Annotated in this window: 23 protein-coding genes and 1 pseudogene; 11 read left to right on the top strand and 13 right to left on the bottom strand. The window is 63.9% G+C overall.

Annotated features, from left to right (window positions below; all coding sequences use genetic code 11):
- From J1M81_RS04220 to J1M81_RS04210, 3 genes and pseudogenes are all read right to left on the bottom strand, one after another.
- On the bottom strand, positions 1 to 520 hold a 520-nt coding region (locus J1M81_RS04220), incomplete at its 3' end, for a transglutaminase family protein (protein WP_374223892.1).
- 115 nt (positions 521 to 635) lie between these two features.
- Positions 636 to 1,325: pseudogene (locus J1M81_RS04215) on the bottom strand (cytochrome P450); the annotation flags it as partial.
- A 24-nt stretch (positions 1,326 to 1,349) separates the two neighbouring features.
- Positions 1,350 to 1,670 (bottom strand): 2Fe-2S iron-sulfur cluster-binding protein, encoded by a 321-nt coding sequence (locus J1M81_RS04210; RefSeq protein ID WP_024793405.1) that lies wholly within the window; start codon positions 1,668 to 1,670, stop codon positions 1,350 to 1,352.
- 109 nt (positions 1,671 to 1,779) lie between these two features.
- Between J1M81_RS04210 and J1M81_RS04205 the strand changes: the two genes are divergently transcribed.
- Positions 1,780 to 2,808, top strand: coding sequence for an AraC family transcriptional regulator (locus J1M81_RS04205; RefSeq protein WP_206497655.1), 1,029 nt, complete (start codon positions 1,780 to 1,782; stop codon positions 2,806 to 2,808).
- 137 nt (positions 2,809 to 2,945) lie between these two features.
- Here J1M81_RS04205 and J1M81_RS04200 read toward each other — a convergent pair whose 3' ends face one another.
- The 6 genes from J1M81_RS04200 to J1M81_RS04175 form a co-directional block, all read right to left on the bottom strand.
- Positions 2,946 to 3,698: a hypothetical protein gene (locus tag J1M81_RS04200; RefSeq protein ID WP_052047646.1), complete on the bottom strand. Its 753-nt coding sequence runs from the start codon at positions 3,696 to 3,698 to the stop codon at positions 2,946 to 2,948.
- 359 nt (positions 3,699 to 4,057) lie between these two features.
- Positions 4,058 to 5,224, bottom strand: coding sequence for a site-specific integrase (locus J1M81_RS04195; RefSeq protein WP_032364181.1), 1,167 nt, complete (start codon positions 5,222 to 5,224; stop codon positions 4,058 to 4,060).
- Between the two features lie 190 nt (positions 5,225 to 5,414).
- On the bottom strand, positions 5,415 to 6,653 hold the full coding sequence (locus J1M81_RS04190; protein WP_241257680.1) for a TniQ family protein: 1,239 nt from the start codon (positions 6,651 to 6,653) through the stop codon (positions 5,415 to 5,417).
- The gene (locus J1M81_RS04185; protein WP_241257679.1) at positions 6,650 to 7,606 is read right to left on the bottom strand and encodes a TniB family NTP-binding protein; all 957 of its coding nucleotides are present in this window, start codon (positions 7,604 to 7,606) and stop codon (positions 6,650 to 6,652) included. Before J1M81_RS04185 ends, J1M81_RS04190 begins: the two co-directional genes overlap by 4 nt.
- Before the next feature lie 4 nt (positions 7,607 to 7,610).
- Positions 7,611 to 9,293, bottom strand: coding sequence for a Mu transposase C-terminal domain-containing protein (locus J1M81_RS04180; protein ID WP_037190567.1), 1,683 nt, complete (start codon positions 9,291 to 9,293; stop codon positions 7,611 to 7,613).
- A gap of 734 nt (positions 9,294 to 10,027) precedes the next feature.
- Positions 10,028 to 10,744, bottom strand: a complete 717-nt coding sequence (locus tag J1M81_RS04175; protein WP_206497654.1) for a hypothetical protein — start codon at positions 10,742 to 10,744, stop codon at positions 10,028 to 10,030.
- Positions 10,745 to 10,887: 143 nt separating this feature from the next.
- Here J1M81_RS04175 and J1M81_RS04170 point away from each other — a divergent pair, with 143 nt between their 5' ends.
- Positions 10,888 to 11,061 (top strand): hypothetical protein, encoded by a 174-nt coding sequence (locus J1M81_RS04170; RefSeq protein ID WP_206497653.1) that lies wholly within the window; start codon positions 10,888 to 10,890, stop codon positions 11,059 to 11,061.
- A 159-nt stretch (positions 11,062 to 11,220) separates the two neighbouring features.
- Here J1M81_RS04170 and J1M81_RS04165 read toward each other — a convergent pair whose 3' ends face one another.
- Positions 11,221 to 12,048, bottom strand: coding sequence for a YfbU family protein (locus tag J1M81_RS04165; RefSeq protein WP_206497652.1), 828 nt, complete (start codon positions 12,046 to 12,048; stop codon positions 11,221 to 11,223).
- Between the two features lie 127 nt (positions 12,049 to 12,175).
- Positions 12,176 to 12,940, bottom strand: coding sequence for a recombinase family protein (locus J1M81_RS04160; protein ID WP_206497651.1), 765 nt, complete (start codon positions 12,938 to 12,940; stop codon positions 12,176 to 12,178).
- A 245-nt stretch (positions 12,941 to 13,185) separates the two neighbouring features.
- Between J1M81_RS04160 and J1M81_RS04155 the strand changes: the two genes are divergently transcribed.
- The 4 genes from J1M81_RS04155 (at position 13,186) to J1M81_RS04140 (ending at position 14,962) form a co-directional block, all read left to right on the top strand.
- Complete coding sequence (locus J1M81_RS04155) at positions 13,186 to 13,671, top strand: hypothetical protein (protein WP_032375737.1); 486 nt, start codon at positions 13,186 to 13,188, stop codon at positions 13,669 to 13,671.
- A 182-nt stretch (positions 13,672 to 13,853) separates the two neighbouring features.
- Complete coding sequence (locus J1M81_RS04150; protein ID WP_230595442.1) at positions 13,854 to 14,336, top strand: hypothetical protein; 483 nt, start codon at positions 13,854 to 13,856, stop codon at positions 14,334 to 14,336.
- A 101-nt stretch (positions 14,337 to 14,437) separates the two neighbouring features.
- Positions 14,438 to 14,683 carry a type II toxin-antitoxin system prevent-host-death family antitoxin gene (locus tag J1M81_RS04145; protein ID WP_032375739.1) on the top strand — a complete coding sequence of 82 codons (246 nt, stop codon included), beginning with the start codon at positions 14,438 to 14,440 and terminating at the stop codon, positions 14,681 to 14,683.
- Positions 14,684 to 14,704: 21 nt separating this feature from the next.
- Positions 14,705 to 14,962: a type II toxin-antitoxin system RelE/ParE family toxin gene (locus J1M81_RS04140; protein WP_032375740.1), complete on the top strand. Its 258-nt coding sequence runs from the start codon at positions 14,705 to 14,707 to the stop codon at positions 14,960 to 14,962.
- Positions 14,963 to 15,415: 453 nt separating this feature from the next.
- Here J1M81_RS04140 and J1M81_RS04135 read toward each other — a convergent pair whose 3' ends face one another.
- Positions 15,416 to 15,685, bottom strand: coding sequence for a M24 family metallopeptidase (locus J1M81_RS04135; protein ID WP_080733475.1), 270 nt, complete (start codon positions 15,683 to 15,685; stop codon positions 15,416 to 15,418).
- Between the two features lie 536 nt (positions 15,686 to 16,221).
- Positions 16,222 to 17,466 (bottom strand): alpha-D-ribose 1-methylphosphonate 5-triphosphate diphosphatase, encoded by a 1,245-nt coding sequence (locus tag J1M81_RS04130; RefSeq protein ID WP_020171046.1) that lies wholly within the window; start codon positions 17,464 to 17,466, stop codon positions 16,222 to 16,224.
- Positions 17,467 to 17,642: 176 nt separating this feature from the next.
- Here J1M81_RS04130 and phnC point away from each other — a divergent pair, with 176 nt between their 5' ends.
- The 5 genes from phnC (at position 17,643) to J1M81_RS04105 (ending at position 22,039) form a co-directional block, all read left to right on the top strand.
- Positions 17,643 to 18,452 (top strand): phosphonate ABC transporter ATP-binding protein, encoded by an 810-nt coding sequence (phnC, locus tag J1M81_RS04125; protein ID WP_032375742.1) that lies wholly within the window; start codon positions 17,643 to 17,645, stop codon positions 18,450 to 18,452.
- 89 nt (positions 18,453 to 18,541) lie between these two features.
- A complete protein-coding gene (phnD, locus tag J1M81_RS04120; RefSeq protein WP_374223893.1) occupies positions 18,542 to 19,417 on the top strand; it encodes a phosphate/phosphite/phosphonate ABC transporter substrate-binding protein in 876 nt (291 codons plus the stop codon).
- Positions 19,414 to 20,250 carry a phosphonate ABC transporter, permease protein PhnE gene (gene phnE, locus J1M81_RS04115; RefSeq protein ID WP_206497649.1) on the top strand — a complete coding sequence of 279 codons (837 nt, stop codon included), beginning with the start codon at positions 19,414 to 19,416 and terminating at the stop codon, positions 20,248 to 20,250. The genes phnD and phnE overlap by 4 nt, the downstream gene beginning before the upstream one ends.
- On the top strand, positions 20,247 to 21,284 hold the full coding sequence (locus tag J1M81_RS04110) for a phosphonate dehydrogenase (protein WP_032375745.1): 1,038 nt from the start codon (positions 20,247 to 20,249) through the stop codon (positions 21,282 to 21,284). Before phnE ends, J1M81_RS04110 begins: the two co-directional genes overlap by 4 nt.
- On the top strand, positions 21,281 to 22,039 hold the full coding sequence (locus J1M81_RS04105; RefSeq protein WP_052063212.1) for a GntR family transcriptional regulator: 759 nt from the start codon (positions 21,281 to 21,283) through the stop codon (positions 22,037 to 22,039). The genes J1M81_RS04110 and J1M81_RS04105 overlap by 4 nt, the downstream gene beginning before the upstream one ends.
- The last annotated feature ends 111 nt before the right edge of the window (positions 22,040 to 22,150 follow it).

Genomic DNA, 22,150 nt, shown 5'->3' with positions numbered 1-22,150 from the left:
CGCGATCGCCGTCGAATTCCACTGGCGGCACGCCGAAACGAGCGCACAACTCGACATTGAATGCCGGCGTGGCCTTCAACCACCGGCCCTCGATGTAGAGGCGACTGTAGCCGTGGTAGACGAACAGATCGGTGCCGCCCATCAGCGCGCGCAACGTCTCGGTCTGCAGGTGATTTCGGACGTCGGCGAAGCCGAGCAGTGCCGGGATACCCGCCGCCCGGCACACTGCGGTCAACAGCACCGCCTTCGGGACGCAGTAAGCGCGCCCAGTCTCGAGGACGAAGCTCGCCCGATAGTGGGCCGGATCGTCCGACACGGTGTACGGGTCGTACCAGATCCGGTCGCGGACGGCGGCAAAGAGGCGTCTGGCCTTGTCACGGTCGCTGCTCGCATCCCCGATTGCCGCGGCGGTGAACGCCCGCACGGATTCGTGCTCGATGTCGAGGAAGTCCGTTGCTCCCAGGTACGCGTGTGGTGTCTGCGTAGTATGTGCCCCGGGCGGGCGGTCTGTCATGGTCATCGCTGATGTTCCCTATTCTGAGCAAACCGGTTGCTGTTGTGTGCACAACGACCGAAGGATCGGTCAGTTGCGCGCGAGTCCGCCGAGCATCAGGTCTTCGCGTTGGACGGGGAGTCGCTGGGCGATCACCCGTTTGCTGTACAGAGGTTGCCAAATCGGACCAGTAGACGAGTTTGCGGCGTTGTTCGTAGGGGAAATCCAGAAGAGTTGCGAGCATCCGAGCTGTCAACTCGATCGAGACATTCTGCACCCAGTCGAACGGCTCGTTCAAGGGGAGGTCGTCCAATACCTCCCGTACGCGCGATCGGATCAGTCCCTCCATCTCCCGGAGGTTCTTCGGTGCGACAACCCCCTGGACGGCAGCGCGCTGCTTGTCGTGGTGTGGTGGGTCCATCGCGATGAACATCTCGATATCGAGAAACCGGGGCGGAACGCCGATGACGATGAACGGTTCGGCCGAGAACACAGCGTGATTCTTGTCGACGGCCACGATATCGGCATGGCGCGTGACCGACCAGAACGGGCCGAACGGACTATTGGGTTGGTAGTGCACCGGTGCCTCGTTCCGCACGCGCTCGAAGTACGACTGCCACCGCCCTTGTCTGTAAAGAAAGGGGTTACTGAGGTCGATGTCGGCGAGCTCGACATCCTCGACCGGTGGGATGGGACTTTCGACGAAGATCTTCTTGCCATTCGTGCCAGTCACCCACCGTCGGGTCTTGTCGTACAAATGAGCGCCCTGGATCTGCAGCCCTATCGGGATGGTCGACTGGACCTTGTCGGCGATCGACTCAGAAACTTTCATGCTGTCGTGCCTGCCTTTCGCACATCACAATTGGAATTCAGGTGTTCGAACGATCAGGCCATCCCACGCTTCCGAGGCCACCATCTGGCACGACAACCGAGACGTGGGTTCACGCTCGGGGTTCATCGCCAGCATCTCCTCCTCGTCGGCGCCGGACAGACCCACCTCTCCTGACCACTGCGGGTCGACGATCACATGGCAGGTGCCACAGGCCGTTTCGCCCCCACAGTCTCCATCGATCCCCGGCACAGCATTGTCGGTTGCAATCTGCATCAGCGAGCGACCTTCGACCAGAGCCGCCTCGTGCTTCTCACCATCGTGGGCGACGAAAATTACAGCTGCCATGTCAACTCCTCGTTTTCCGGCGTGATTGACGAAAGTGTCGTCGCAAACGCGGGTGACGGCTATGTTCGGTGGAGTCATAAACTTGTGAATTCGGGTCAAAGGGGTCACCGTGAAGCTGAGCGACGAGGGCGTGCCACCGCTTGCGTTCGTTCAGTTGCTCGAACGCCGCGCACTCGACCCTGACGCCGCCGCGCGGCTTCGTGTGATCATGCACCGCGAAGGAACCAGTGAAGCGACGCTCATTCAGCATGACGTTCAGGCACCGATACGGTGGTTTCGGGAGGTCTATCCCGAACTCGATATCGCCCAGGCCACTCGACTCGGATTTGCGTTTGCCGAGCAGGCCCAGTTGACATCGTTCGGGCCTCTGAGTTCACCTTTGATCAGCGCTGGTTCGGTCGCCGAGATCGTCGATCTCCTGACATACCTACCATTGATCTCCACGGCGTTGAAGTCGCAGTTCCACACCGGCGACTACGGTCTGATCGTCGGGCTCACTGCGCACACAGGCGATTCCGCACTGGACTGCTTGGTCATCACCTACGGTGGGTCGGCGTTACTACGACTGCTGGACATGCTCGCCGGTGACATATCGCCGGTGACACTCCATCTGAGCTGGCCGGAGCCGGCCGAGGTGAGCCACGACGAAGGTCCGGGGGCGAATCGCCGGTTCTTCGACGCTCCGATTTCCTTCGTCCACGTACCCGAGGAGACCCTCAACAAGGCTTGTCGCTTCTCGGACCCCCTCGCATATCGTCTCGCTATCGCTGATCTGCAGCGAACACTCGCCCAGCGGAGTGGGTCCATGTCATCCGCCGAGAAGGTGAGGCAACAGTTGGAAAAGGACCTCGGACAGCGAACCAACCATGATGTTGCACAAGCATTGTCGATGTCGAGTAGCACGTTGAAACGGCGGCTTGCCGAAGAAGGAACCACCTATAGCAAGGTGCGCCACTCGCTGCTGTACGAGCGCGCGATGCTACGGCTCCTCGACCGATCGGTTTCGGTCAGCGAGATCGCTACCGAACTCGGATACAGCGACCTCGCCAACTTCTCTCACGCCTTCAAACGCTGGACCGGACGCTCTCCGAGAGATTTCCGAAACCCACGACTCTCGGACGACCCGGATTCGACGTAGACCCCGCAGAACGGGGTCGAGATCGATGCCTCGTTCGTTCGCGGCCTGATCGATCTTCATCTCGGAGATTTCTGAGACGTCACCGCCTCCCTGCCGTGAGAAGAAGAGTGTGTGCAAACCCGAGTACCAACCACTAGTCACTCGACGGTGTCGGCCGGCACGCGTGCGGTCTCCGATTCGAGAAAGTCGACGAGAGCTTCCAACAGGCTGTCCGCGCGGGTTTCGACATCGGCCAGGACAGAGTCCACGTCGTCGAGAAGACCGTGGGCGTGTCTACGCGCAAGCGTTCCGCGTTCGTAGTAGCCGGGGTCGAGTAGAACCCGCGGTACTGGATCCGGTGCCGCGATCTGCTCCGGATGTTGTGACCGCGCAGTGGGCTGCAGGTGGGTGGGTGCCCTTCCGTCCCAGTGCATTCGCACGATGCCCGCTACCGCACGGGCGGTCAGCGGGGTCGCAGCCAACGGGGTGTGGCCCCACCGGTCGATCGCAGTCGACAGCGGATGTTGACCGGCCGGGTCGAAATACCGGTCGTATCCGCCGAGCCCGGTGCCGTCCACGGCATCGAAAGCGTCGGCGAGCATTCGGGTGCTCGGATACCGGGCCTGATGGCCGAGCACCTCACACCAGCGCTGGTACACCGTGCGCGGAGAAATGCCCGTCCCCGCCAGCGCGAGGGAGGTGAGGGTATGAACGCCGCGGCCTGTCTCGATGCGAAGGGCGTCGAGACCCGCATCGGCGGTGACATCGCATGCCCGCAGGGCCGCGATCTGCGTGTACGGCAGACCTGTCGTAGCGAGCGTGAGGATCAGCGCGTCTCTGCGCGCGAACAACGCTGACGGCCAACCGTATTCGGGGAGTCGGGCGATGATTCCGCCGATCACGGCTGCCACCTCCTGCAGGCGCGACGTGCGGGCCCCATCCAGCGCAGCCCGGACGGTCTCAGCGCGCCCTGGAGGAGGTAATAGATGCCGATGATGAGCGGAGTCGATCACCGCGATCCGGCGGCGTTGGGTCGTCGGCGCGGCGGGGTGCGCATACAGGAACCGAGCAAGTGACTCAGGAGAGGCCGCCAATGGGGGTTCGCCATGGGCGGTGCACCAGTCCTCGAACAGTGACCACGTGTGCCGATCCCGCCTCGGTATCGACGTGTTCGTGATGTCCGATGCACGTATCGGACAAGGGCGGTCGTCGTGGTCAGCATCTACCCCTGTCGTCCCGTCGCCGCTCACTGGTTCGGTCGGGTGCCTGGTCATAGGCCGAGCTCGGTGACGGCGTTGCCGACCAGTGGCGCATTCTCGTGAGCGTATGTTTCGACCATTGCGGGTGTGGTGTGCCCGGTTTGGCGCATGATCGCATGCGCGTCGGCACCGTTGCGGAAGGCCTGCGTGACGAAGCCGGAACGGAGGGAATGCCCGCCGAGCTGGGCGACGGTGTCGGGGCCGTATCCAGCTCGAGTAGCGCGGCGGCGGATCGCCGCGTGCACCGCGGCTCCGGACAGGGCTGTGTCGGAGAGGTTGCCGTTCTTGCGGACGGACCGAAACAGAGGGGACCGTTTCTCGACTACAGGAAGGGTGCCGCGGCAGATATGGGAGTCGAATTCCACTGCGCGGGAAAGTATTCGGATGACAGCAACTCTGCCGCCGGTGTCGAACGCTGCGACGATCTGCAGCCATCGCACCCACGCGCAGACCGGACATGACTCGTGGCGGTCGGTGAACGGGAGTGCTTTCACGGTTCCGGTGCCGTCCTGGTCGGTCTTCGATTTGCGGATACGTACGTGCGCGCCGTCGAGGCGGTCGCGGTGGACATCGCGGCATTCGAGCGCTACGAGTTCGCTGCGGCGGAATGCGCCGGTGTAGCCCATCAGGAGCAGCGCAGTGTCGCGGCGTTCGAGGACCTCCGACGCCCACCCGGCCCCACCTCGACGCGCGTAATCGACGATCGTAGTGATGTCGGAGGTCAGCAGCGGTGCGCGCGGGTTACGGGGCCGCTCCCCCGCAGACGCGTAATCCCGCCGAATACCCGAGAGAGTGGCGCGCACCATCTCGTGCCCGCACGGGTTGTCGTAGCCGGTAGCGCGGTGGCGGTCCGCGACCGCCGCGATCCATTTGCCGAACGTCGACGGCGCATACGCCCGCGTCCCGTCGACGGTGAGCGTGTCGGCAGCCGCAACGAGATAGGCCGCCACCGTAGCGGGATGCGCCGGCAACGCGTGGTGCCCGGCGACGGTGCACCAGGTCTCGAAGCGTCGCCACGCCGAATCGTAGGCGCGGCGGGTAGCACCGGACCGTGCCGACGCCATCGACCGTTCGATCCGAGCGGCGACCTCGCCCGACAGGTCCGGAAACACCTCCGCACTCCTCACCGGGACGACTGAATCCGTGTCCAGGACCTCACCTAGCTGCCGATCTGCCATGACAGGGACTGTAGCGAGCACCCCCGACAGCTCTTTCGAGTTGAAACGCGCTGAGCAGGGATTTAGACGAAGACGGTGCGGGAACGGAAATTCTCGTCGGTCACCGCACACAGACCGTGGGTGACTACAGGAGGCGATTGATTCCCGCGTAAAAGCGGGCGTAGAAAAACGTGGGGTGATCATGCGCGCTTCAGTCCCAGTCCAGTCGGATGCCGAGCTCGACGAAGGCATAGGCCAGCTCATCGATGTCTTCTTCGGTGCGGCAACCCGTTCTCGCCAATCCGAACAGAGATCGGGCGGCGTCGCTGTCGACGCGGGCGGCGGCGACAGCGGCATCGATCGCCGCAATCACACCGTCCCAAGCGCTGCGGGCGGGTACCGGACTGCGAGACCTTGTCGGAGCGGTCCCCGGATCGACCGGCTCGTACCGTCGCGGCCGCAGCAAGCAGGCATCAGCACCGCTCGCGGCCATCTCATCGTTCTCCACCGCGATGATCGCGGTCGCGGCGGCAAACAAAACCTTCGCTTGCTCGTCCCACCGCAGTTGCTCGAACGGAACCCATGATGTCCGGAGCGGGCGAGAATGGCCGGTGGACTTCCAGATCGCGCTCAGTGGCTTCGCCCACCATCCGGTGCGGACCAGCGGCGTCGATACCTCGTCGACGACGGTACGCAGCAGCCTGAACCACACTGCGGCATGAACACGGCCCGCGCCGAGCTCGACCGACCCGCTCGTCAATGCGGCGGCGGTGCGCCGGTCGATTTCTGCGACGACTGCCGGTACCGGTATCGGTGATGCGTGATCGTCCGAGCCTGCTGGTGTCCTCTCCCAGAAGACCAGCCTGCCGGGTACGACACTGCAGAATTCCAGTCGACAGTGATGTTTCGTGCAGCTGGTCAGCATCGGGTACTGATGAGCCATCATGACCGCGATATCGGCGTCTGTGTCGAGGTCGTCGATACACAAGGGACATGCCCGCGTATCGAGCTTGCTCACCCAGGGAAGCCATGTGCCGGCAGGCGGTGTGCGTCGACGTCGATCTGCCATCGCCAGACCCGCCGGTAGTAGGACTGAGAACTGGTGGACGTAGGTGTCGAAGTCGCATTCGGTGAGGTCGATGCTGTCAAGCAGCCAGGGCGTGCAGCCCGCCAACGTCATCTCACGCAGCCGTTCCGCCGTACAGGTGCTCCTCTGGGCAAGCGCGGATAGCACCGGCTCGGGTGTGTGCCGGTCCAGGTCGACGCCCGAAGTCTCGAGGCCGAGCCCGTCGAGAAGGTCCGCTGTATTGATCAACGAATACAGTGCGCTGGTCCGGGCCAGCCACGACATCAGAGTCTCACCAGGTAGTGGTTGCGGGTGCAGTGGCCACCGCGGATGCGCGCTGTGGTCGAGCGCCGTGTGCGCTGCAGGGGCATCGGCTGGTGTCATGCCAGGTGCCGTTCGAAGTGGCGGCGGCGTTCGGTGGGCCCGAAGTAGACGGTCTGCGTCAACACCTGTGAGGTGATCGATTCCTCTCCGGCCTCTAATGCGGTCACTGCGGCCGCGGTCAACAGCGTGGCCAGTTCGCCGATGGTGCCCTCACACCGGGTGAGGAGGTAATCGGTCATCTCCGTCGATGTCAGATGCGAGGGCGCACGCAACGGGAAGCTGGCGGTGAAACTCGCCAGCAGGGAGCGGGTGTCGGTGTCATTGGTCCAGATCGGCAGCGTCATGGGGTGAAAACGGTTCTCCAACTGCCCATCGCTGCGGATAGCGAGGTACGCCTCCCGGGTACCGACTCCGACGAGAGGGATCCGCAGCTCGTTGCCCAGAAACCTCAACAGGTTCAGAAATTCTCGGCGCACGTTGTCGCGGCCGGCAAGAACATTGTGGAGCTCGTCGATGATCAGCATCCGAACCCCGGTCGCTCGCAGCAGCGTAACCGCTTGCTGTTCGAGTTCGTGAACGCGGCTCCGTGGGCGCATCGGCGTTCCGAGGGCAGCGAGCATCGCCAGGTAGAACCGTGTGGGTGCCGGGTCAGGGGGCATCTGCATACACAACACCGGTATGTGCTCACGGTCGGGCAAGCTGACAGCGAGGTGCGCACGCCGGAACTTCTCGATGATCATCGACTTGCCGTTGTTCGTCGGTCCGATCAGTAGCAGGTTCGGCATTCGTTGCCGATCCGGCCATACCAGCAACGTCTCGAGGTGCTCGATCACCGACCGTGCACGCGGATACCCGATCCACCGTTCCGTACGAATGTGCCTGATACGTTGCGCTGCAGGAAGACCCGCTATCGATCTGACCGAACTTCGCAGGTGGGTCAGATCCGCACTACCGGGGTCGATGTCCTGGCAGCTGCCGTCGCCTGCAGGAGTGATTCGGGGGTCGTCGTTCATCGATTCACCATTCTTCGATGTCGTCGAAGATCGGAACCGGTACTTGGTCGGTACCGGGGCGACTCTCGGGCGGGCCCATCGCGTTCGGTGATGTCACGACGCTGCTCAGGTGCGCACGACGACTGCGGTTACGTCGAGCCCGTCTGGTGTCCTTCTGCGCCGATGTTGCGATCTCTCGCATCTTGTCGATCATCGAGAACAAGGCGTGTTCGTCGATATGTGCTCGGCCGTGTTCGCGCAGTCGTGTCACTGCTGCGCGATGTTCCCACAAGGTCACCGCTGGATGTGACATCGTTCGATACGGCACCTCGATGTATCCGCCGCCGCTGTCGGGGTCCAGGACCCACACCCTGCTCAGATCTCGTGGGTCCCGGCGGATCACAAACTGGCCCAGGGTCTCTCGTCGGGCGATCCACGGTTTCAGAGCGTTCGCGAAGTACTGGATGTGGTCGATGACGAACCCCGTCCGCGTGAGGCGACGGCGGATGACGGGAAGGAAGTCCACCAGGAATGCGGTCTCGTCCACCACCGTCGAGCTCGCCAGAGCACTGTCAGCGTCGGTGCTGCTGGTCCACCGCGCAGCCGGGCTCTGCCGGAGGCCGGTGTGCACCTCTGCGTGATACGCCGCGACCGCCAGGACCAGCCAGCGTTCCAGTTCTCGTAACGTCAACGCCGCCTTACTATCCGAGTCGTAGCTGCCCCGCTGAGTTGGGTTCGAGAATGTGGTGCCGGGGAGTTCGTGGACCTGGGTCATGACGGTGCCGATGATGCGTTCGACGATCCCGCCGTAATGCGGCCTGCCGGGTGGGCGGTAGCCGAGGTCGATGCCGTGTTGCTCGCAACCGCGCTGGAGCGCTTCACTTTTGAACTCGGAAGCGTTGTCGATGTACAGGCGGTGCGGCTTTCCGGCCATCGGCCACCGCACATCCGCGCCGAGGCCCAGAGAGTCGATCCATACGCTTTTGTCCGAGCACACCCGGCCCAGACACAACCCGACCGACACTGCGGACGGCGGATCGAGAGTTACCACGAACCCAGGTATGCAGCGGCTGAGGACATCGATGGCAATCGTGAGATAAGGACGTCCGATCGGCGCCCGGTCGTATTCGTCGACGATCATCAGATCGACCACGGTGTGATCGATCTGTACTTGCTGGAGAACGGCCGTCACCGGCGGCGGGACATCGCCCGCGGATTGCCGCGACCTGGCGGCGTCCGGTCCGCCACGTGAGCGTGCGACACGGCCCGGGTGCATTGCTGCGATCCGGGCATTGACTGTGTTGCGGGCTGGGATCGGGAGTCCGGCGCGGTGACAGGCCTGCGCGATACGACGATGTAGTGCAGCGACACTGAGTTTCTGACGAGCCAGGAATTCACGGTTGATGTGCTCGGTGATCACGTCTTCCACCTCGTCTGGCACGCGGGAGCGTCCACGTCCGCCTGCGGGCGCGGAGACCAGTAGATCGGTAACCGCCCCTTCCCCATTCCGGAGTATGGACAGCAGCGCGTACACCCGCCGGGGCGAGACACTCAACTGTTGCGCTGCATCCTCGACCGCGGAGGTACCGATCGCGGATCGATTCATCAGCTCGTTGAGCACTGCGAACCGTGCCCGTGCCTGCTCCCACTGCTCGGCCGACGCGGTCAAGACACCAGCCTCGACGACGTCGAACTTCTCCGCATCCATTGCAGCCTCCGAACACCCGACCCAGGTGACCGATTGTGCAGTCCACTTCTGCACTCAGAATGTCAGAAGACCACTGCAATCGGAGGTGAAACCCCAGGAAAACATGACGCCCACTTCTGAAACTGACACACCGTTCGCCGACGGGTGGACTGACGCCTTGACTGTCATGGTTCCGGGTGTCGACGTCGTAGATGTTCCGGGAGATGAAATCAAAAGGATGCGGACCATTAATTGGACCGCTGAACCACCGTTGGGGGAGGCCGCGGAATTTCGCATTACCCTCATCGAAAAAGAGCATTCTGCACTGCTCTTCGACTGGCCCGCGTCCAAGAGACTGAGCGTCATCGGAGCTTATCGTGTCATGACCGGTGCCACTGTCGTGGTTACTCATCACCGCACCGAGCTGACGCACAAGGTTAGCCAAGCACTCACGCGCGTCCGGGCGGAGCAATACGCACGGGTCCCGTCTGATTTCTCGATCTCGGCCGAAACCGGCCCTAGAACTGTCGCCACAGCGCAATTCGCTGACGGGTACCGGGTCTACTATGACTTGGCCCTCACTGGGCCACCGCACGCTACCTGAGCCCTCTCGCAGTTCCGTGAGCGTCAGGAATGCACTGTGGCCCTGCCGCCCAGGCCGTACAAACCCGTCGCCACCAACGTCGGCTTGCGACTCCCCTGCCTCACGGATCGGCGCGCCACGGAAACCTTCGTTTCTGGGCATCAATCCCTACTCAAACAGACGGTTCGATCGCCGCTCCAGTCACCGATCCAGGGGACTTCAAGAAGGTCGGGCCCGGCGTGATGCTCACGGTCGGCGCAGGTTCATCATCGTCCCATCCGGGGATTCGCGCCGGAAACCAACGAACCACTAGCAAACGATCTCGCTGTTCATCGAGAGACACAGGCTGCAGACACCTATCAACGAAGTCATCCGGCACTTTCAGTAGCGGGCGCGGAAATTCGAATTTCCCAGAAGGCGATAAGAAGAACTCCAAATACTGGCTGCTGCGCCACATCACGGCGGGCAGTTCGAGCACAACGGACCGCCCTCCTCCCCTGTTCAGCGACCTTGTGTAGGGCTCCATCTGCGCCGGCGGCTTGGTCAGGAGAGTTTGAATTCTGACTGGACTGACAATGTCCTCAGGCGGCACCATTTCGATGTCGCTCACGCGTGCCGCCCCGCTGCCATCCGCCTGCACGTGCATTCGCCCAGACTGATGGTACGAGAACTTCGCTGAAACTCGCGGCATGCTCTCCCAGTCCTCAGGGATCGCAAAGGTTTCAGTCGTAGACCCACCTTTGACGAGCTCGCCCCCGTAGTCCAAGACCGGCGTACCGCTGCCCCAGTACAAGTCAAACGGTTCCCTGAACTGAAACCATGAAACATACCGAACTTCGTCAGTTTCGACGTTCTTGAAGAACAGTCGAATTTGCTTGAAGCTTCCCATATTGCTCCTTCCGCTCCCGAACATGGCCACGTGCACAGCTTCGTCCGTGCGTCTGGGCGTGGAGCCTGGGATCCGAGTGCGGCGAGTAGCGCGGACAGGCTCACCGCACGCATACCGATGGCCTGGTCATCCGGACCAGGAGTGTGGCAGACGGCCAGGACGCAGGGGTCGCGATAGTCAGCGAGATAATCCGTCAGCGCTTCGATTTTCGGGAGTTCGTCATTGGTCTGCTGTGCGTCGACGGTATGCCACCAATTGCCGCCGACAATGCTGTGCAGGTCCGCGCGAATAGTCGCGTGATCGTCGATCGTCAGTAGCACCGCGGCCAGTGCGTAGAAGGGCTTCTCACCTCGGCGACACTCGTTGGGAAGTCGATACGCCTCGTCTACGAACGCCACCCGCTCTCCACTGGGCAGGCTTCGATAGCGGGCTGTTAGCCGGTCGAGATCCCCTCTGTTGCGCGGGTCCACGTTCCGTCAGCCTTCGACCGTGGAAGGCGATCCCGCCGTGCCACCCGACTGGTGGTCGAGCCTGCGTGAGGGGTGGGTTGCCGCGTCAGCCAGACGGTGCAGCTGGTCAGCTGTGAGTAGGTAGTCAGATAGTTCGATACGGGGCTTTTGTTCGTGGCGGATGAGCTGGTACTCGCTAAGGATCCGCTGGTAGAGGTCCAACCTCGGTCCGTGGGAGTTGCCGTGGTCGTGATCAGGGCCTAGCACGGGGAGCACTTCGGACCAGCGGGTCTCGCTGACGAGATGCCGGACGTAGTCAAGGAGTCGCGTTTCGGCCTTGACCTGGTAATCAAAGCCGTCAAACTGGAGCAACCGTTCCGTGTCGTCATCTATGCTCTGCCCGGCGCCCCGAAGACGCTGGATGCTGACGGTGATGGCGCGAAACATGTCGAGTAGATCCATCACGAAGGTGCACTCGTCAGCCGTCAATTCGGGGTGGGTACTGATGAACACGTCGCTGTATTCGGTGACGTACCCGCCTTCCAGTATCTGGGCGCGTTGGCGCTGATAGTCGGGGTCCCCCTCCACGTGGGCGCAGTCCTCAGTGGGGGCGTCTTCATGCGTGGGTCGCATGACGTGGGCGAGGATGCGGTGCTGCATGGCGAGCATCTGCCGTTCGTAGGTGGTCAGGGTGCGCGGCGCGGTCTCGGTCCACTGCCCCCGGGGATCGTCTCGAAGGATCAGCCCTTCCAAGGTGGATCGCACCAGGTCGGACAGGCTCACGCCCCGACTCTGCGCGAGCTCCTCCAGTTCGGAGCGCATGGCATCGTCGACACGGAAGGCGATCGTCGCCACAACATCCTCCTCAAAACACCGTCAAACTACCTGTTTGACTGTTTTACGAAGCGTACCACAGTGGCGCGCCCGCGCGGAGGAGGAACGATGCAGGAAGGGGGACGGACCACCTACTTCAACGTGGGTGTCATTTGTTCTGGAGCGCCCGGTACAGCGTGGAGCGTCCGATTCCGAGATCGCGGGCGATCGCCGATGGCCCCTCCCCCGCCTCGATGCGGGCCCGGGCCTTGTCAATCTGTTCGTCGGTCAGGACGCGTTTGCGTCCCTTGTACTTGTCCTTCGCTTTGGCGATGGCGATGCCCTCGGCCTGGCGCTCACGGATGATAGCCCTCTCGAACTCGGCGAACGCCCCGAGCAGTGAAAGCATCAGATCGGCGCGAGGATCCTGGGCTCCGGCGGCGTAGGTGGCGCGTTCGTGGACGAACTCCACGCTCGCGCCCTTCGCGGTGATCTCACCGACGATCTGCTTAAGATCCACGAGGGAACGAGCGAGGCGGTCCATCGAGGCGACGACGAGTTCGTCACCGTCGCGCAGGTACCTGATGCACTCTTCGAGCTTCACGCGATCGGCACGAGAGCGAGCCGACTGTTTTTCGACATAGATCCGGTCGCACTCCCCCACCGCCTCGAGCTGACGCGCCTCGTTCTGATCGGCGGCCGACACCCGCACGTACGCCACCCGCTGCCCATGCGGACGCGACGCCCGGCGATCCGGCTTCGGCTTTGGCGTTACCTCGACGACGTTCTCTGAGTCCGTCGACTCCACTCGAAAGTTCCAGTCCAACTCGTCCCGGCGCCGGAACCGAGTTCGCTCCTTCCCGCGGCTGACGATGAGCACCTCCTCGCCGCCATCACCCGAAGGGTTCAGCAACGTCCCGATCCGATCAGCCATCGAGAAGTCCCTTTCGCCCGGTCTGTGTATCAATACACCCTAGACCCGACGGGATGGTGTTTCATAAGTATCGAACTCGACCCTGTGACACAGCAGCGACCGTTGGCGGCGTTCCGTCCCACACGGGTGTACCCCAGAGAGACGGACACTTTCGCCGACGAAGGTGAGTCGACTGTCGGAGGTGGACGTTAGATTCGTTTGAGGCGGTCCAGCATGGCGCGGTCCCCCTTAGTCGGAGGTGGCAGATGGAACCCGTGACGTTGATCGCTGCGGCGATCGCAGTAGGCGCATCCGAGGGGGCGCGTGAAGTCACGAAGAGGGCGATTGGCGACGCCTATTCGGCGCTAAAGAGCCGGATCATGAGCAAATACCGTTCGGTAGGCGCTGAGGTCGAAGGATTGGAGCAGGAACCTGAGGAGGAACTTCGCCGCCAGCTGCTGGCAAAGAAACTCACTCAAGTCGGTGCCGACAGCGACGAGGAACTGCTCGCGCTTGCGGAGTCGCTTCTGACGGCCGTTGAGGAGGAGGCTCCCGATCTACCCTGCACCGTCGGCGTGGCGATTCAGCGAGCATCGGTCAGTGGAGACATCGAGGTAGTCGATGTGGCGGTCGACGGCGGAAGTGGTGTCATCACGGAAGACGTGGTGGCCGGAGGGGATCTCCGAGTCCAGGGAGTCGCGGCCCGCAGCCCTCAGGGGCCGCCCCACCCTCCTCAGGCGCGGAGGCGGTAGGCGACCCGTCTGCTTCCGCGCACACTTTCACCTCGACCCAGAAGAACGTCATCGTCGGCCGAGACAACAACACTTACTACTCGGTCGGCGCCACGGAGACCGGTAATAGCGGTGGTCGAATCCGAGCGGTCACCGTGTCAGTAAAACCCGTGCCGATCGGGCGAGGCCTGTGGACGGTTGCCGTGAACAATGCGAGTTCAGGCCCGATTACCGATCTCGTAGTCGATGTCTACGGAGTCGACAGTCAGGGCAACCGTCTGGAGGGCGCTTGCCGCCCAGCGAAGGAAACGATCTCGCTGGAGCAGATCTTCAGAGACGGAATGTCACAAGCTCTCGGAGGCACGCTCGACGCTATCGGCTCCCGCGCCCAGTCCATGTATGGACAAGGTGCCATGGGCATTCCATCGAACCTCGGCGCATATGCGGGTCAATTCAGTAGCCATCTGAGCTCTGCTCCAGGATTCTCGGCGCTGATACAGGGCGCTCAGCAGCAAATGGTCGATAGGTATCCACAAGTGATCCCACGAGACGGAACCGCGGAGGTAATGTACAGCGCCCCCGAAGCCAGTGAAGTGCGAGCGGATCTCCAGTTCGCCGACGAAGCAGGCGACGTCTGGCGGCGGAGACACGGTCAGCAGCCCGAGCCGGTGATGGAGGGAGAGTAAGGCGTGGCGATAATCTGCCCGCACCGGACGCCGGCGGCCGCACCGCCCGCAGCACCCGGGGACCACTCGACCGCGGATTGTACAAGATGTACTCTAGTGTCATGGTGACCACGACGCTCAGCAACTTCCGCGCCCATCAGAGTGAGGTACTCGACGCCGCACAGCGGGCGCCGGTGGAAATCCTCAGCCGGGGAAGCCGTCGACGCGCCGTTGTCGTCTCGCCGGAGTTCTTCGACCGTGCACTGCAGGCCCTGGAGGATCAGGCCGACGTTCGCGGCGCGGCCGACGCCCGCCGCGAGGACGGCAGCATCTCCCACGAAGACCTCATGGCGGAACTGGGCCTGTAGACCTGCGCCTCACACCCGCTGATGCCCTATTCGATCACCTATAAGCCCTCGGCTGCCAAAGCCCTCCGCAAAGTTCACCCCACTGAGCAAAAGCGAATCGTCCGCGCCATTGAAGCCCTGGCTGTTACCCCACGACCGCCCGGCGCGATACAGCTAGCCGGAGGCGACGGCGAGCTCCGCATCCGCGTGGGCGACTACCGCATAATCTACGACATCGAAGACGACGCCCTCGTCGTGCTCGTGCTGCGCATCGGCCACCGCGGCGACGTCTACAAGTGACCTCATCCCCTGCCGAACCGATGCTGGCTACGTGGGGGCGTACTACCTCGCCGGCGCCGATAAGAAGCGTTTCGACAATCCGCAGCCGGCACGGCTCGCGATGGCAGGATCCAACGCCTAAGCAGACAAGCCGAAGCTGCTAGAACTGCTAGTTACCCAGGGTCTCGACGCCACCAAGGGCGGCCCACTAACTAACGGCGTGAAATCATCCAGTCACCGACTACACCGATATGCGGGAACACCCGTGGGGCAACGCGGCCCGGCCACCAAGAGCTCTGCCAGCGGGAAGGCTACCCAGAACAACAGGAGCAGCTCCGGCCGGCACGACCGGCAGCACTGCCAACCATCAATCGGACTCAACCCACAATTTCCGGCGAACGCGAACATGGAAAGTTCGCAGTTCAGACGTTGATTGCCAACTCCCCTTCATCACAGGGCGGGCTCGTCACGCGGCTAGGCGAGCCGCCGCCGGGTGGGGAAGAAGTGCAGCGGGGTCACGAAATGCCGGAAGGCGGTGCGGTCACCGAACCAGGCGAACGGGGTGTGGAACCAGTCGCGAACACCGCGCTCGGTGAGCCAGTCGTGCAGACGGCCGGCCGTCTCCCGTTCGGTCACACCCTCCTCAAGCGTCGCGGCGACCGCTTCCACGCACTCGTAGGACAATCGCTGCGCGCGCCGAAACCGGTCGAGATACGTGGCGTCGGCCACATCACTATGAGACATAGTGTCCATGTTAGACATGGCGTCTCATAGTGCAAGTAGTTGTCGCTCGCGGTCGCCTGCTGGAAGGCCCGGCCCTCACCGGCCCGTTCAGATCGCCACTCCGCTTCTGCGACCTTCTGCGAGCACAGGTGACCTGGTAGAACTCAGCCTGAGTTCAGCAGTGAGCTCTCGATTTCCTCCACGGAGATAATCCTGAAGCACTCATCAAGACCTGATCCGGATCCTTGATCGCGGCACGCACTTAGCCTCGATCCACCGACGTCGGGCATGACGGAGACGCGCCTGTTGGCGTTGCTCCTCAAGCTGCCGCGCGGTGTCCGCGGCAAGTAACCGGATTGAACTGAGGTGTCTGCTGCGCGGATGGTGACGGCGGAATCGAGGCGGACGACGTCGGCTGGAGCCTGCGCGGTAGGGACGCGGTGGACGCGACTGGGGTGACCGACAATTCTCGATACCGACCTGTCCCTATCCGCCGGACTGGTGTGAGACAGCCGAAGCGGTGACAGTCCTCGTGGCCTACTGCCGCTGAATCCGAGCTACTCGCGGGCAGCGGTATGCGACTGAGTCGAAATGACGTGGGCGACGGGCCAAGTCTTGCTGAGGTCAGTCAGGACGAGGTCGGCTCGGAAGCCTTCGGTCAGCGCGCCACGGTCGCAGAGACCGACACAGGCGGCCGGGCCTGAGGTGATCAGTCGAACGGCGTGTGGGAGTGAGAGGACGCCGTCGCGCACAAGTCGCACTGCGGCTGGGAGCATAGAGGAGGGAAGGTAGTCACTGGCCAGGGAGTCGGCCACACCGGCGACGACGAGCTCGGCTGCCGAGACGTTCCCGGTGTGGGAGCCGCCACGGACGACGTTCGGGGCGCCAGCAACGACGAGCATGCCTCGGTCGCGGGCGGCACGGGCGGCGTCCAGGGTCGTTGGGAACTCCGCCACGGTGCAGCCGCGGTCGGCGGCAGCCGCGACGTCTTCCGGGGTGGCCAGGTCGTGGCCGAAGAGCCGGATGTGTCCGGCTCGGGCCAGGTCGCCCAGCCACGTGAGGGCGCGGTCTCGCACGGTGAGACGTTCGGCGCGGGTGCGACGCCACCGATCGACGTGGTCGACCGCAGCGGCCTCGGTCATACCCTCGTTGGTGATCAGCCACCGCTGCATGGTCGTGGGGTCGGCGAACTGCCCCTGCCCCGGTGTGTGGTCCTCGTGCGAGACGATCGGCACCCGTGCGCGTTGGGAATCATCCGGTGTGGTGATGCTCCGAAGCCTTTCAGAATCCGCGGAGTCGTCGAGTGCGGCCAGCTCCGTTGCGAGCAGCGTCCGGCCGTACTCGCAGCGGGCGTCCAACCGGTGCAAGACCTGGTGGTCGACCTGGGTGTCGTCGGCATGACGCAGCGAATCGGACAATTCTGCGGCAGCGGGGGAACCGATCGTCGTTCCCACGATGGAGTGCTCCTGGAATGCAAGGCCGTGGAAGGCGGTCGTGATTCCTGCCGCGCGTAGACGGCCGCCCGCCGACGTCAGTGCGAAGGCAGGGTCTAGGACGACGCCCGGTCGCGGCCGGGTCTCCCGCGCGAGGATGTCGGTGTGGACGTCGACCAGGCCCGGCAGCAAGTGGGCGCCATGGGCGTCCAGGGTGCAGCCGGCACCCGGCGGGTGTGGGCCCACCTCGGCGATCCGACCCTCGCGCACCACCACTCTTGCGTTGTCCTCCACCCGATCGGGTAGCACCGCTGTGACGTGGCCGATCACGAAATCTGTCGGCGGCCAGCACGAGTTTCCGAAGGTCATGACGACACATTCTGACAGGGCCCTATGGCCGTCGCATGAACGCGGAAGTCATCGGTCGTTCACCGGCATCGGATGGTCGGACGGGGTTCACTCACCGTTCTCTCAACCCTGATCGTCCGTTCATAAGTCCTCTATAGGTTTCGGGGTGTTCGACCAAGTCCTACAGAGGGGTTTTCATGATCGATCTCGTCGAGGTGAGCAAGACCTACAAGGGGGGCGTGCAGGCGCTGCGCCGAACCGACCTGACGATCGAGGCCGGGCAGGTGACCGTGCTGCTCGGTCCTTCGGGAGCCGGCAAGTCGACGCTGCTGCGGTGCATAAATTTGCTCGTGCAGCCCACCACCGGGACTGTGCGTGCCGCCGGTCTCCCGGCACTGGACTCGCGCCGTGCATTACGACGGCATCGCCGGCGCACTGGCATGGTTTTCCAGCACCACCAGTTGGTCCCGCGGTACACCGCGCTGCGCAACGTGCTGCTCGGCCGAGTCGGCTACCACAGTTTCTGGCACGGTCTCCTGCCCGCTGGTCGCGCCGACGAGCGCATCGCCCTCGAGGCGCTCGACCAGGTTGGTCTGCTCGACAACGCGCTCACCCGGGTCGACAATCTCAGCGGCGGCATGCAGCAGCGCGTCGGCATCGCCCGCGCACTCGCCCAACAGCCGCAGCTGATCCTCGCCGACGAGCCGGTTGCCAGCCTCGACCCGGCCACCGCAGGCCGGGTGATGGCGCTGTTGCGCCGTGTCTGTCACAACAACGGCATCACACTCGTCGCCAGCCTCCACCAGGTCGACCTGGCCCTTGAGCACGCCGACCGCATCGTCGGCCTCGCACACGGCGAGATCGTGCATGACAGCCCCGCGTCCGATGTCACCGATGACGCCATCCGACTCATCTACGAAGGCGTCACTGAGGAACCCAACGGGGAATCCGACGGCGACGCCGTCACCAGTACTGTCACCGGCCACCTCGCTGCTGGTGTCCGCTGACCGGAAGCTGTTCGCATCACCCGAATCACATTCACCAGATCCTGGAGTTCTTCACAATGACCAGACCAGCCCGTTCCACAGTTGCCGCCCTGGCGGCGCTGAGCTCTTTCGCGCTTGTTCTCACCGGCTGCGGCTCCGGCTCCACCTCCGAGCCTGCCGCCGGCGAGGTGCCTGAGACCCTCCGCGTGGCCCTGCTGCCCGACGAGAACGCGTCTCAAGTGATCCAGGACAACGAACCGCTCAAGGAATACCTAGAGGACGAGTTGGGCGTCGAGGTCGAACTCATCGTCACCACCGACTACTCCTCGATGATCGAGGCGATGACCCGCGGCCGGTTGGAACTGGCCTACTTCGGGCCATTGTCCTACGTGCTCGCCCAGGAGCAGGCCGACATCGAGCCCTTCGCCGCGCTGCAGGAGGAAGAAGGCGCTGCCCCCACCTACCAAGGGGTGTTTCTCGCCAATGCCGACTCCGGCATCACCACACTCGACGACGTCGCTGGCAAGACCGTCGCGTGGGGAGACCCGGCCAGCACCTCCAGCCACCTGATACCCAAGGCCATGCTCGCCGAGGAAGCAGACCTGCGCGTCGACGACGGCGATTACGAAGAACAGCACGTCGGCGCCCACGACGCGGTGGCGCTGGCAGTGCAGAACGGCAACGCCGACGCGGGCGGCATGAGCCTGCCCATCTACGAGCGCATGGTCCGAGACGGGACCATTGACCCTGAGGTGGTCGTGACCGTCCAGGAGTCCGAGCCCTACTACAACTACCCGTGGACTATGCAGACGAACCTGCCCGAGGACTTCAAGGCAAAAGTGCGGGCGGCGTTTTTAGAACTCGACGACGATGCCGTGCTCGAGGCGTTCGAGGCCGCCGGTTTCGGACCTGTGACCGATAAAGACTACGACGCGGTGCGCGACCTCGCGCCCCTGCTGGACATCGACCTGGCGGACTACCAGTGACCGCCGACACTTTGCCGGACCCCGTCGAGGAACGGCGGGAAGAACAGTACCGGGGCATCTCGCGTCGGGTGCGGATCAGCTGGGGGCGCAACAGCGCCGCCATGGGCGTCGTCGGCGTCCTTGTACTGGTGTGCGTCTGGGCGGTGGGACTACTCGACGGCGAACGGATGATCACCGGACTGGCCGACATCGCCGACCTCCTGGGCGACATGTGGCCCCCGGACTTCACCCACATCAACCGGTGGTGGGGCCCACTGTGGGATTCGATGTCGATGAGTATCGCGGCCACCGCACTGGCGGTCCTGCTGTCGGTCCCACTCGCGCTGCTCGGGGCCCGTAACACCTCCCCGCACCCCACCGTCTACGCGGTCGCGCGCCTGGTCCTCAACACCCTGCGATCGGTGCCCGAGCTGATCATGGCGATCGTGTTCGTCGCCGCCGTCGGCTTCGGCGCCCTTCCCGGCGCACTGGCACTGGGTATCCACTCCGCCGGCATGGTCGGAAAGTTCTTCGCCGACTCGATCGAACGCGCCGATCAAGCATCCGTCGAGGTCGCCCGCGCCGCCGGAGCCACCCGGGCACAAGTGATCCTGCACGGCATCCTGCCGCAGGTGCTGCCCCAAATGGCCGACGTCACCGTCTACCGGTGGGAGCTCAACTTCCGCGCCTCGGTAGTCGTCGGCGTCGTCGGCGCCGGCGGCATCGGATTCGAGCTGATCGCCGCCCTCCGCACCCTCCAGTACCAGGAAGTCTCCGCAATCCTGCTCGTCATCCTCGCCACCGTCACCGTGGTCGACGCCCTCGGCGGAGCATTACGAAGAAGGTTCCAATGACAAACGCGTCCGCGCGCCCGGTGGTCGTTCTCACCCACCGGGTGCATCCCCAGATCCTCGAAATGCTCGGCCGCGAGTGCGACGTGGTGCCGAACCAGCAAGACGACAGCCTCCCGGCATCCGAATTGCGACGCCGAGTGGCACACGCCGACGGGCTGATGGCGTTCATGCCCGACCAGATCACCGCGCAGTTCCTCGACGGTTGCCCGCGACTGCAGGTGGTCGCCGGCGCACTCAAGGGCTACGACAACATCGACGTTAGCGCCTGCACCGAGCGCGGCATCTGGCTCACCCGAGTCGAGGACTTACTCACCGAACCCACCGCGGAATTGGCAGTCGGGCTGCTGATCGGCCTCGCTCGACACGTGGCGACCGGTGACCGCACCGTGCGAGCCGGTTTCCGCGGCTGGCGGCCGGTGCTCTACGGACGCACACTCGGCGGCTCCACGATTGGCATCGTGGGCGCCGGCGTACTCGGCCGGGCCGTGGCGCAAATGCTCGCCGGATTCAATCCCCGACTTCTTTACCACGACCCCGATCCGGTGCCGTCCGCAACCGCGGCGTCGATCGGTATGGAACGGGTGGAACTCGCCGAGCTTCTGCAGCACAGCGACTCCGTGGTGGTCTGCGCCCCCCTGACGGCGGACACACTGCACCTGCTCGACCACGAAGCGATGACATCGATGCGACCCGGAGCGCTGCTGGTCAACGTCGGACGAGGCTCAGTGGTGAACGAAGGCGCAGTGGCCGAACTCCTGCGCAGCGGACACCTCGGCGGATATGCCGCAGACGTGTTCGAATTCGAGGACCTCTCCCGACCCGACCGCCCCAGCGGCCTGCACACGGACCTGATGGAACTGACAAGCCATACCCTCTTCACCCCGCACCTCGGATCTGCGGTCGCGTCGGCACGCTTGGCGATCGAGGAGCACGCGGCGAGATCCATCCTGCAATCACTCGCGGGAAAAGTGCCCGACGGAGCAGTCAACGATCCGCCACGAAACCTGTCGACCTCCTTCGTTCCCGCAGTATGATCACGCCCATCAGCGACGCCGCACCCGTCAAAACCAGTCCTCGGGTACCGGTGTACCTTTCCGCCGCCGACGCACTCGCCGAGCAGATCGCCGACCAGCCCGTCGGCACCCGGCTCCCGTCAGAAGACGAACTAGCCCGCACCTTGGGCGTCAGCCGGCTCACCGCCCGAGCCGTACTGACCGAGCTGGAGAGGCGCTATCTCGTGCGCCGTCGGCAGGGCAGCGGCACCTTCGTGTCCCGACGCATCGACTACACCATCAGTCGACACATCCCACCGTCCTGGAGCGCAAGCGTCCGCAAAGCCGGATTCGCCCCAGACGTTCGCACCACCGGGTGGCGACTCGAGACCCCACCCGCCGAGGTCCGTGACCGCATGAAAGTGGGAGCACGCAGACAACTGCTCGCACTCTCCCGTAACCGATACATCGACCACGAGCTCGTCGGCTACGCAGACACCTACCTCGACCCCCAACTCGTCCCCGACCTACCCCAGATCCTCGACCCTGCCGGCTCGTTGCACGACACCCTGGCCACCCACTACAAGCTGGAACCCGAGCGCGGATGGTTCGGCGTCGCCATCGACCCGGCGCCACCCCACGTCGCCGAGCACCTCGAACTGAGCGGCCGCCCACCGGTCATCTCTATCCGGTCCCGCACCGATGCCGCCGCACGCAACCACCACCCCGTGGAACTCACGATCTCCTGGCTTCGAGCCGATGTATTCCGAGTCGAGGTCGACTTCGACACCACCTAATCAGGACGACAAACCCATCGCCCGCCCCGAATAACCGCAGTCACCAGGGGACTGCGGCCCCGGAAGGGCCGTCTTGTTTCTTGGAAGGTCGAGGGCGGAGATGCATGGTTG

The sequence above is a fragment of the Rhodococcus sp. KRD175 genome (assembly GCF_017168275.1).
Classification (GTDB): Bacteria; Actinomycetota; Actinomycetes; order Mycobacteriales; family Mycobacteriaceae; genus Rhodococcoides; species Rhodococcoides fascians.
This window is presented reverse-complemented; position numbering and strand designations above follow the sequence as displayed.

Excerpts from the sequence above, each read along its gene's own strand:
- J1M81_RS04175 (WP_206497654.1), bottom strand. The coding sequence starts at position 10,744 with ATGGGAAGCTTCAAGCAAATTCGACTGTTCTTCAAGAACGTCGAAACT.
- J1M81_RS04195 (WP_032364181.1), bottom strand. The coding sequence starts at position 5,224 with ATGGCAGATCGGCAGCTAGGTGAGGTCCTGGACACGGATTCAGTCGTC.
- J1M81_RS04130 (WP_020171046.1), bottom strand. The coding sequence starts at position 17,466 with ATGACCTTCGGAAACTCGTGCTGGCCGCCGACAGATTTCGTGATCGGC.
- J1M81_RS04180 (WP_037190567.1), bottom strand. The coding sequence starts at position 9,293 with ATGGATGCGGAGAAGTTCGACGTCGTCGAGGCTGGTGTCTTGACCGCG.
- J1M81_RS04110 (WP_032375745.1), top strand. The coding sequence starts at position 20,247 with ATGACAAACGCGTCCGCGCGCCCGGTGGTCGTTCTCACCCACCGGGTG.
- phnC (WP_032375742.1), top strand. The coding sequence starts at position 17,643 with ATGATCGATCTCGTCGAGGTGAGCAAGACCTACAAGGGGGGCGTGCAG.
- J1M81_RS04155 (WP_032375737.1), top strand. The coding sequence starts at position 13,186 with ATGGAACCCGTGACGTTGATCGCTGCGGCGATCGCAGTAGGCGCATCC.
- J1M81_RS04105 (WP_052063212.1), top strand. The coding sequence starts at position 21,281 with ATGATCACGCCCATCAGCGACGCCGCACCCGTCAAAACCAGTCCTCGG.
- J1M81_RS04135 (WP_080733475.1), bottom strand. The coding sequence starts at position 15,685 with ATGTCTCATAGTGATGTGGCCGACGCCACGTATCTCGACCGGTTTCGG.
- J1M81_RS04210 (WP_024793405.1), bottom strand. The coding sequence starts at position 1,670 with ATGGCAGCTGTAATTTTCGTCGCCCACGATGGTGAGAAGCACGAGGCG.
- J1M81_RS04140 (WP_032375740.1), top strand. The coding sequence starts at position 14,705 with ATGCCCTATTCGATCACCTATAAGCCCTCGGCTGCCAAAGCCCTCCGC.
- J1M81_RS04190 (WP_241257680.1), bottom strand. The coding sequence starts at position 6,653 with ATGACACCAGCCGATGCCCCTGCAGCGCACACGGCGCTCGACCACAGC.
- J1M81_RS04160 (WP_206497651.1), bottom strand. The coding sequence starts at position 12,940 with ATGGCTGATCGGATCGGGACGTTGCTGAACCCTTCGGGTGATGGCGGC.
- J1M81_RS04185 (WP_241257679.1), bottom strand. The coding sequence starts at position 7,606 with ATGAACGACGACCCCCGAATCACTCCTGCAGGCGACGGCAGCTGCCAG.
- J1M81_RS04145 (WP_032375739.1), top strand. The coding sequence starts at position 14,438 with ATGGTGACCACGACGCTCAGCAACTTCCGCGCCCATCAGAGTGAGGTA.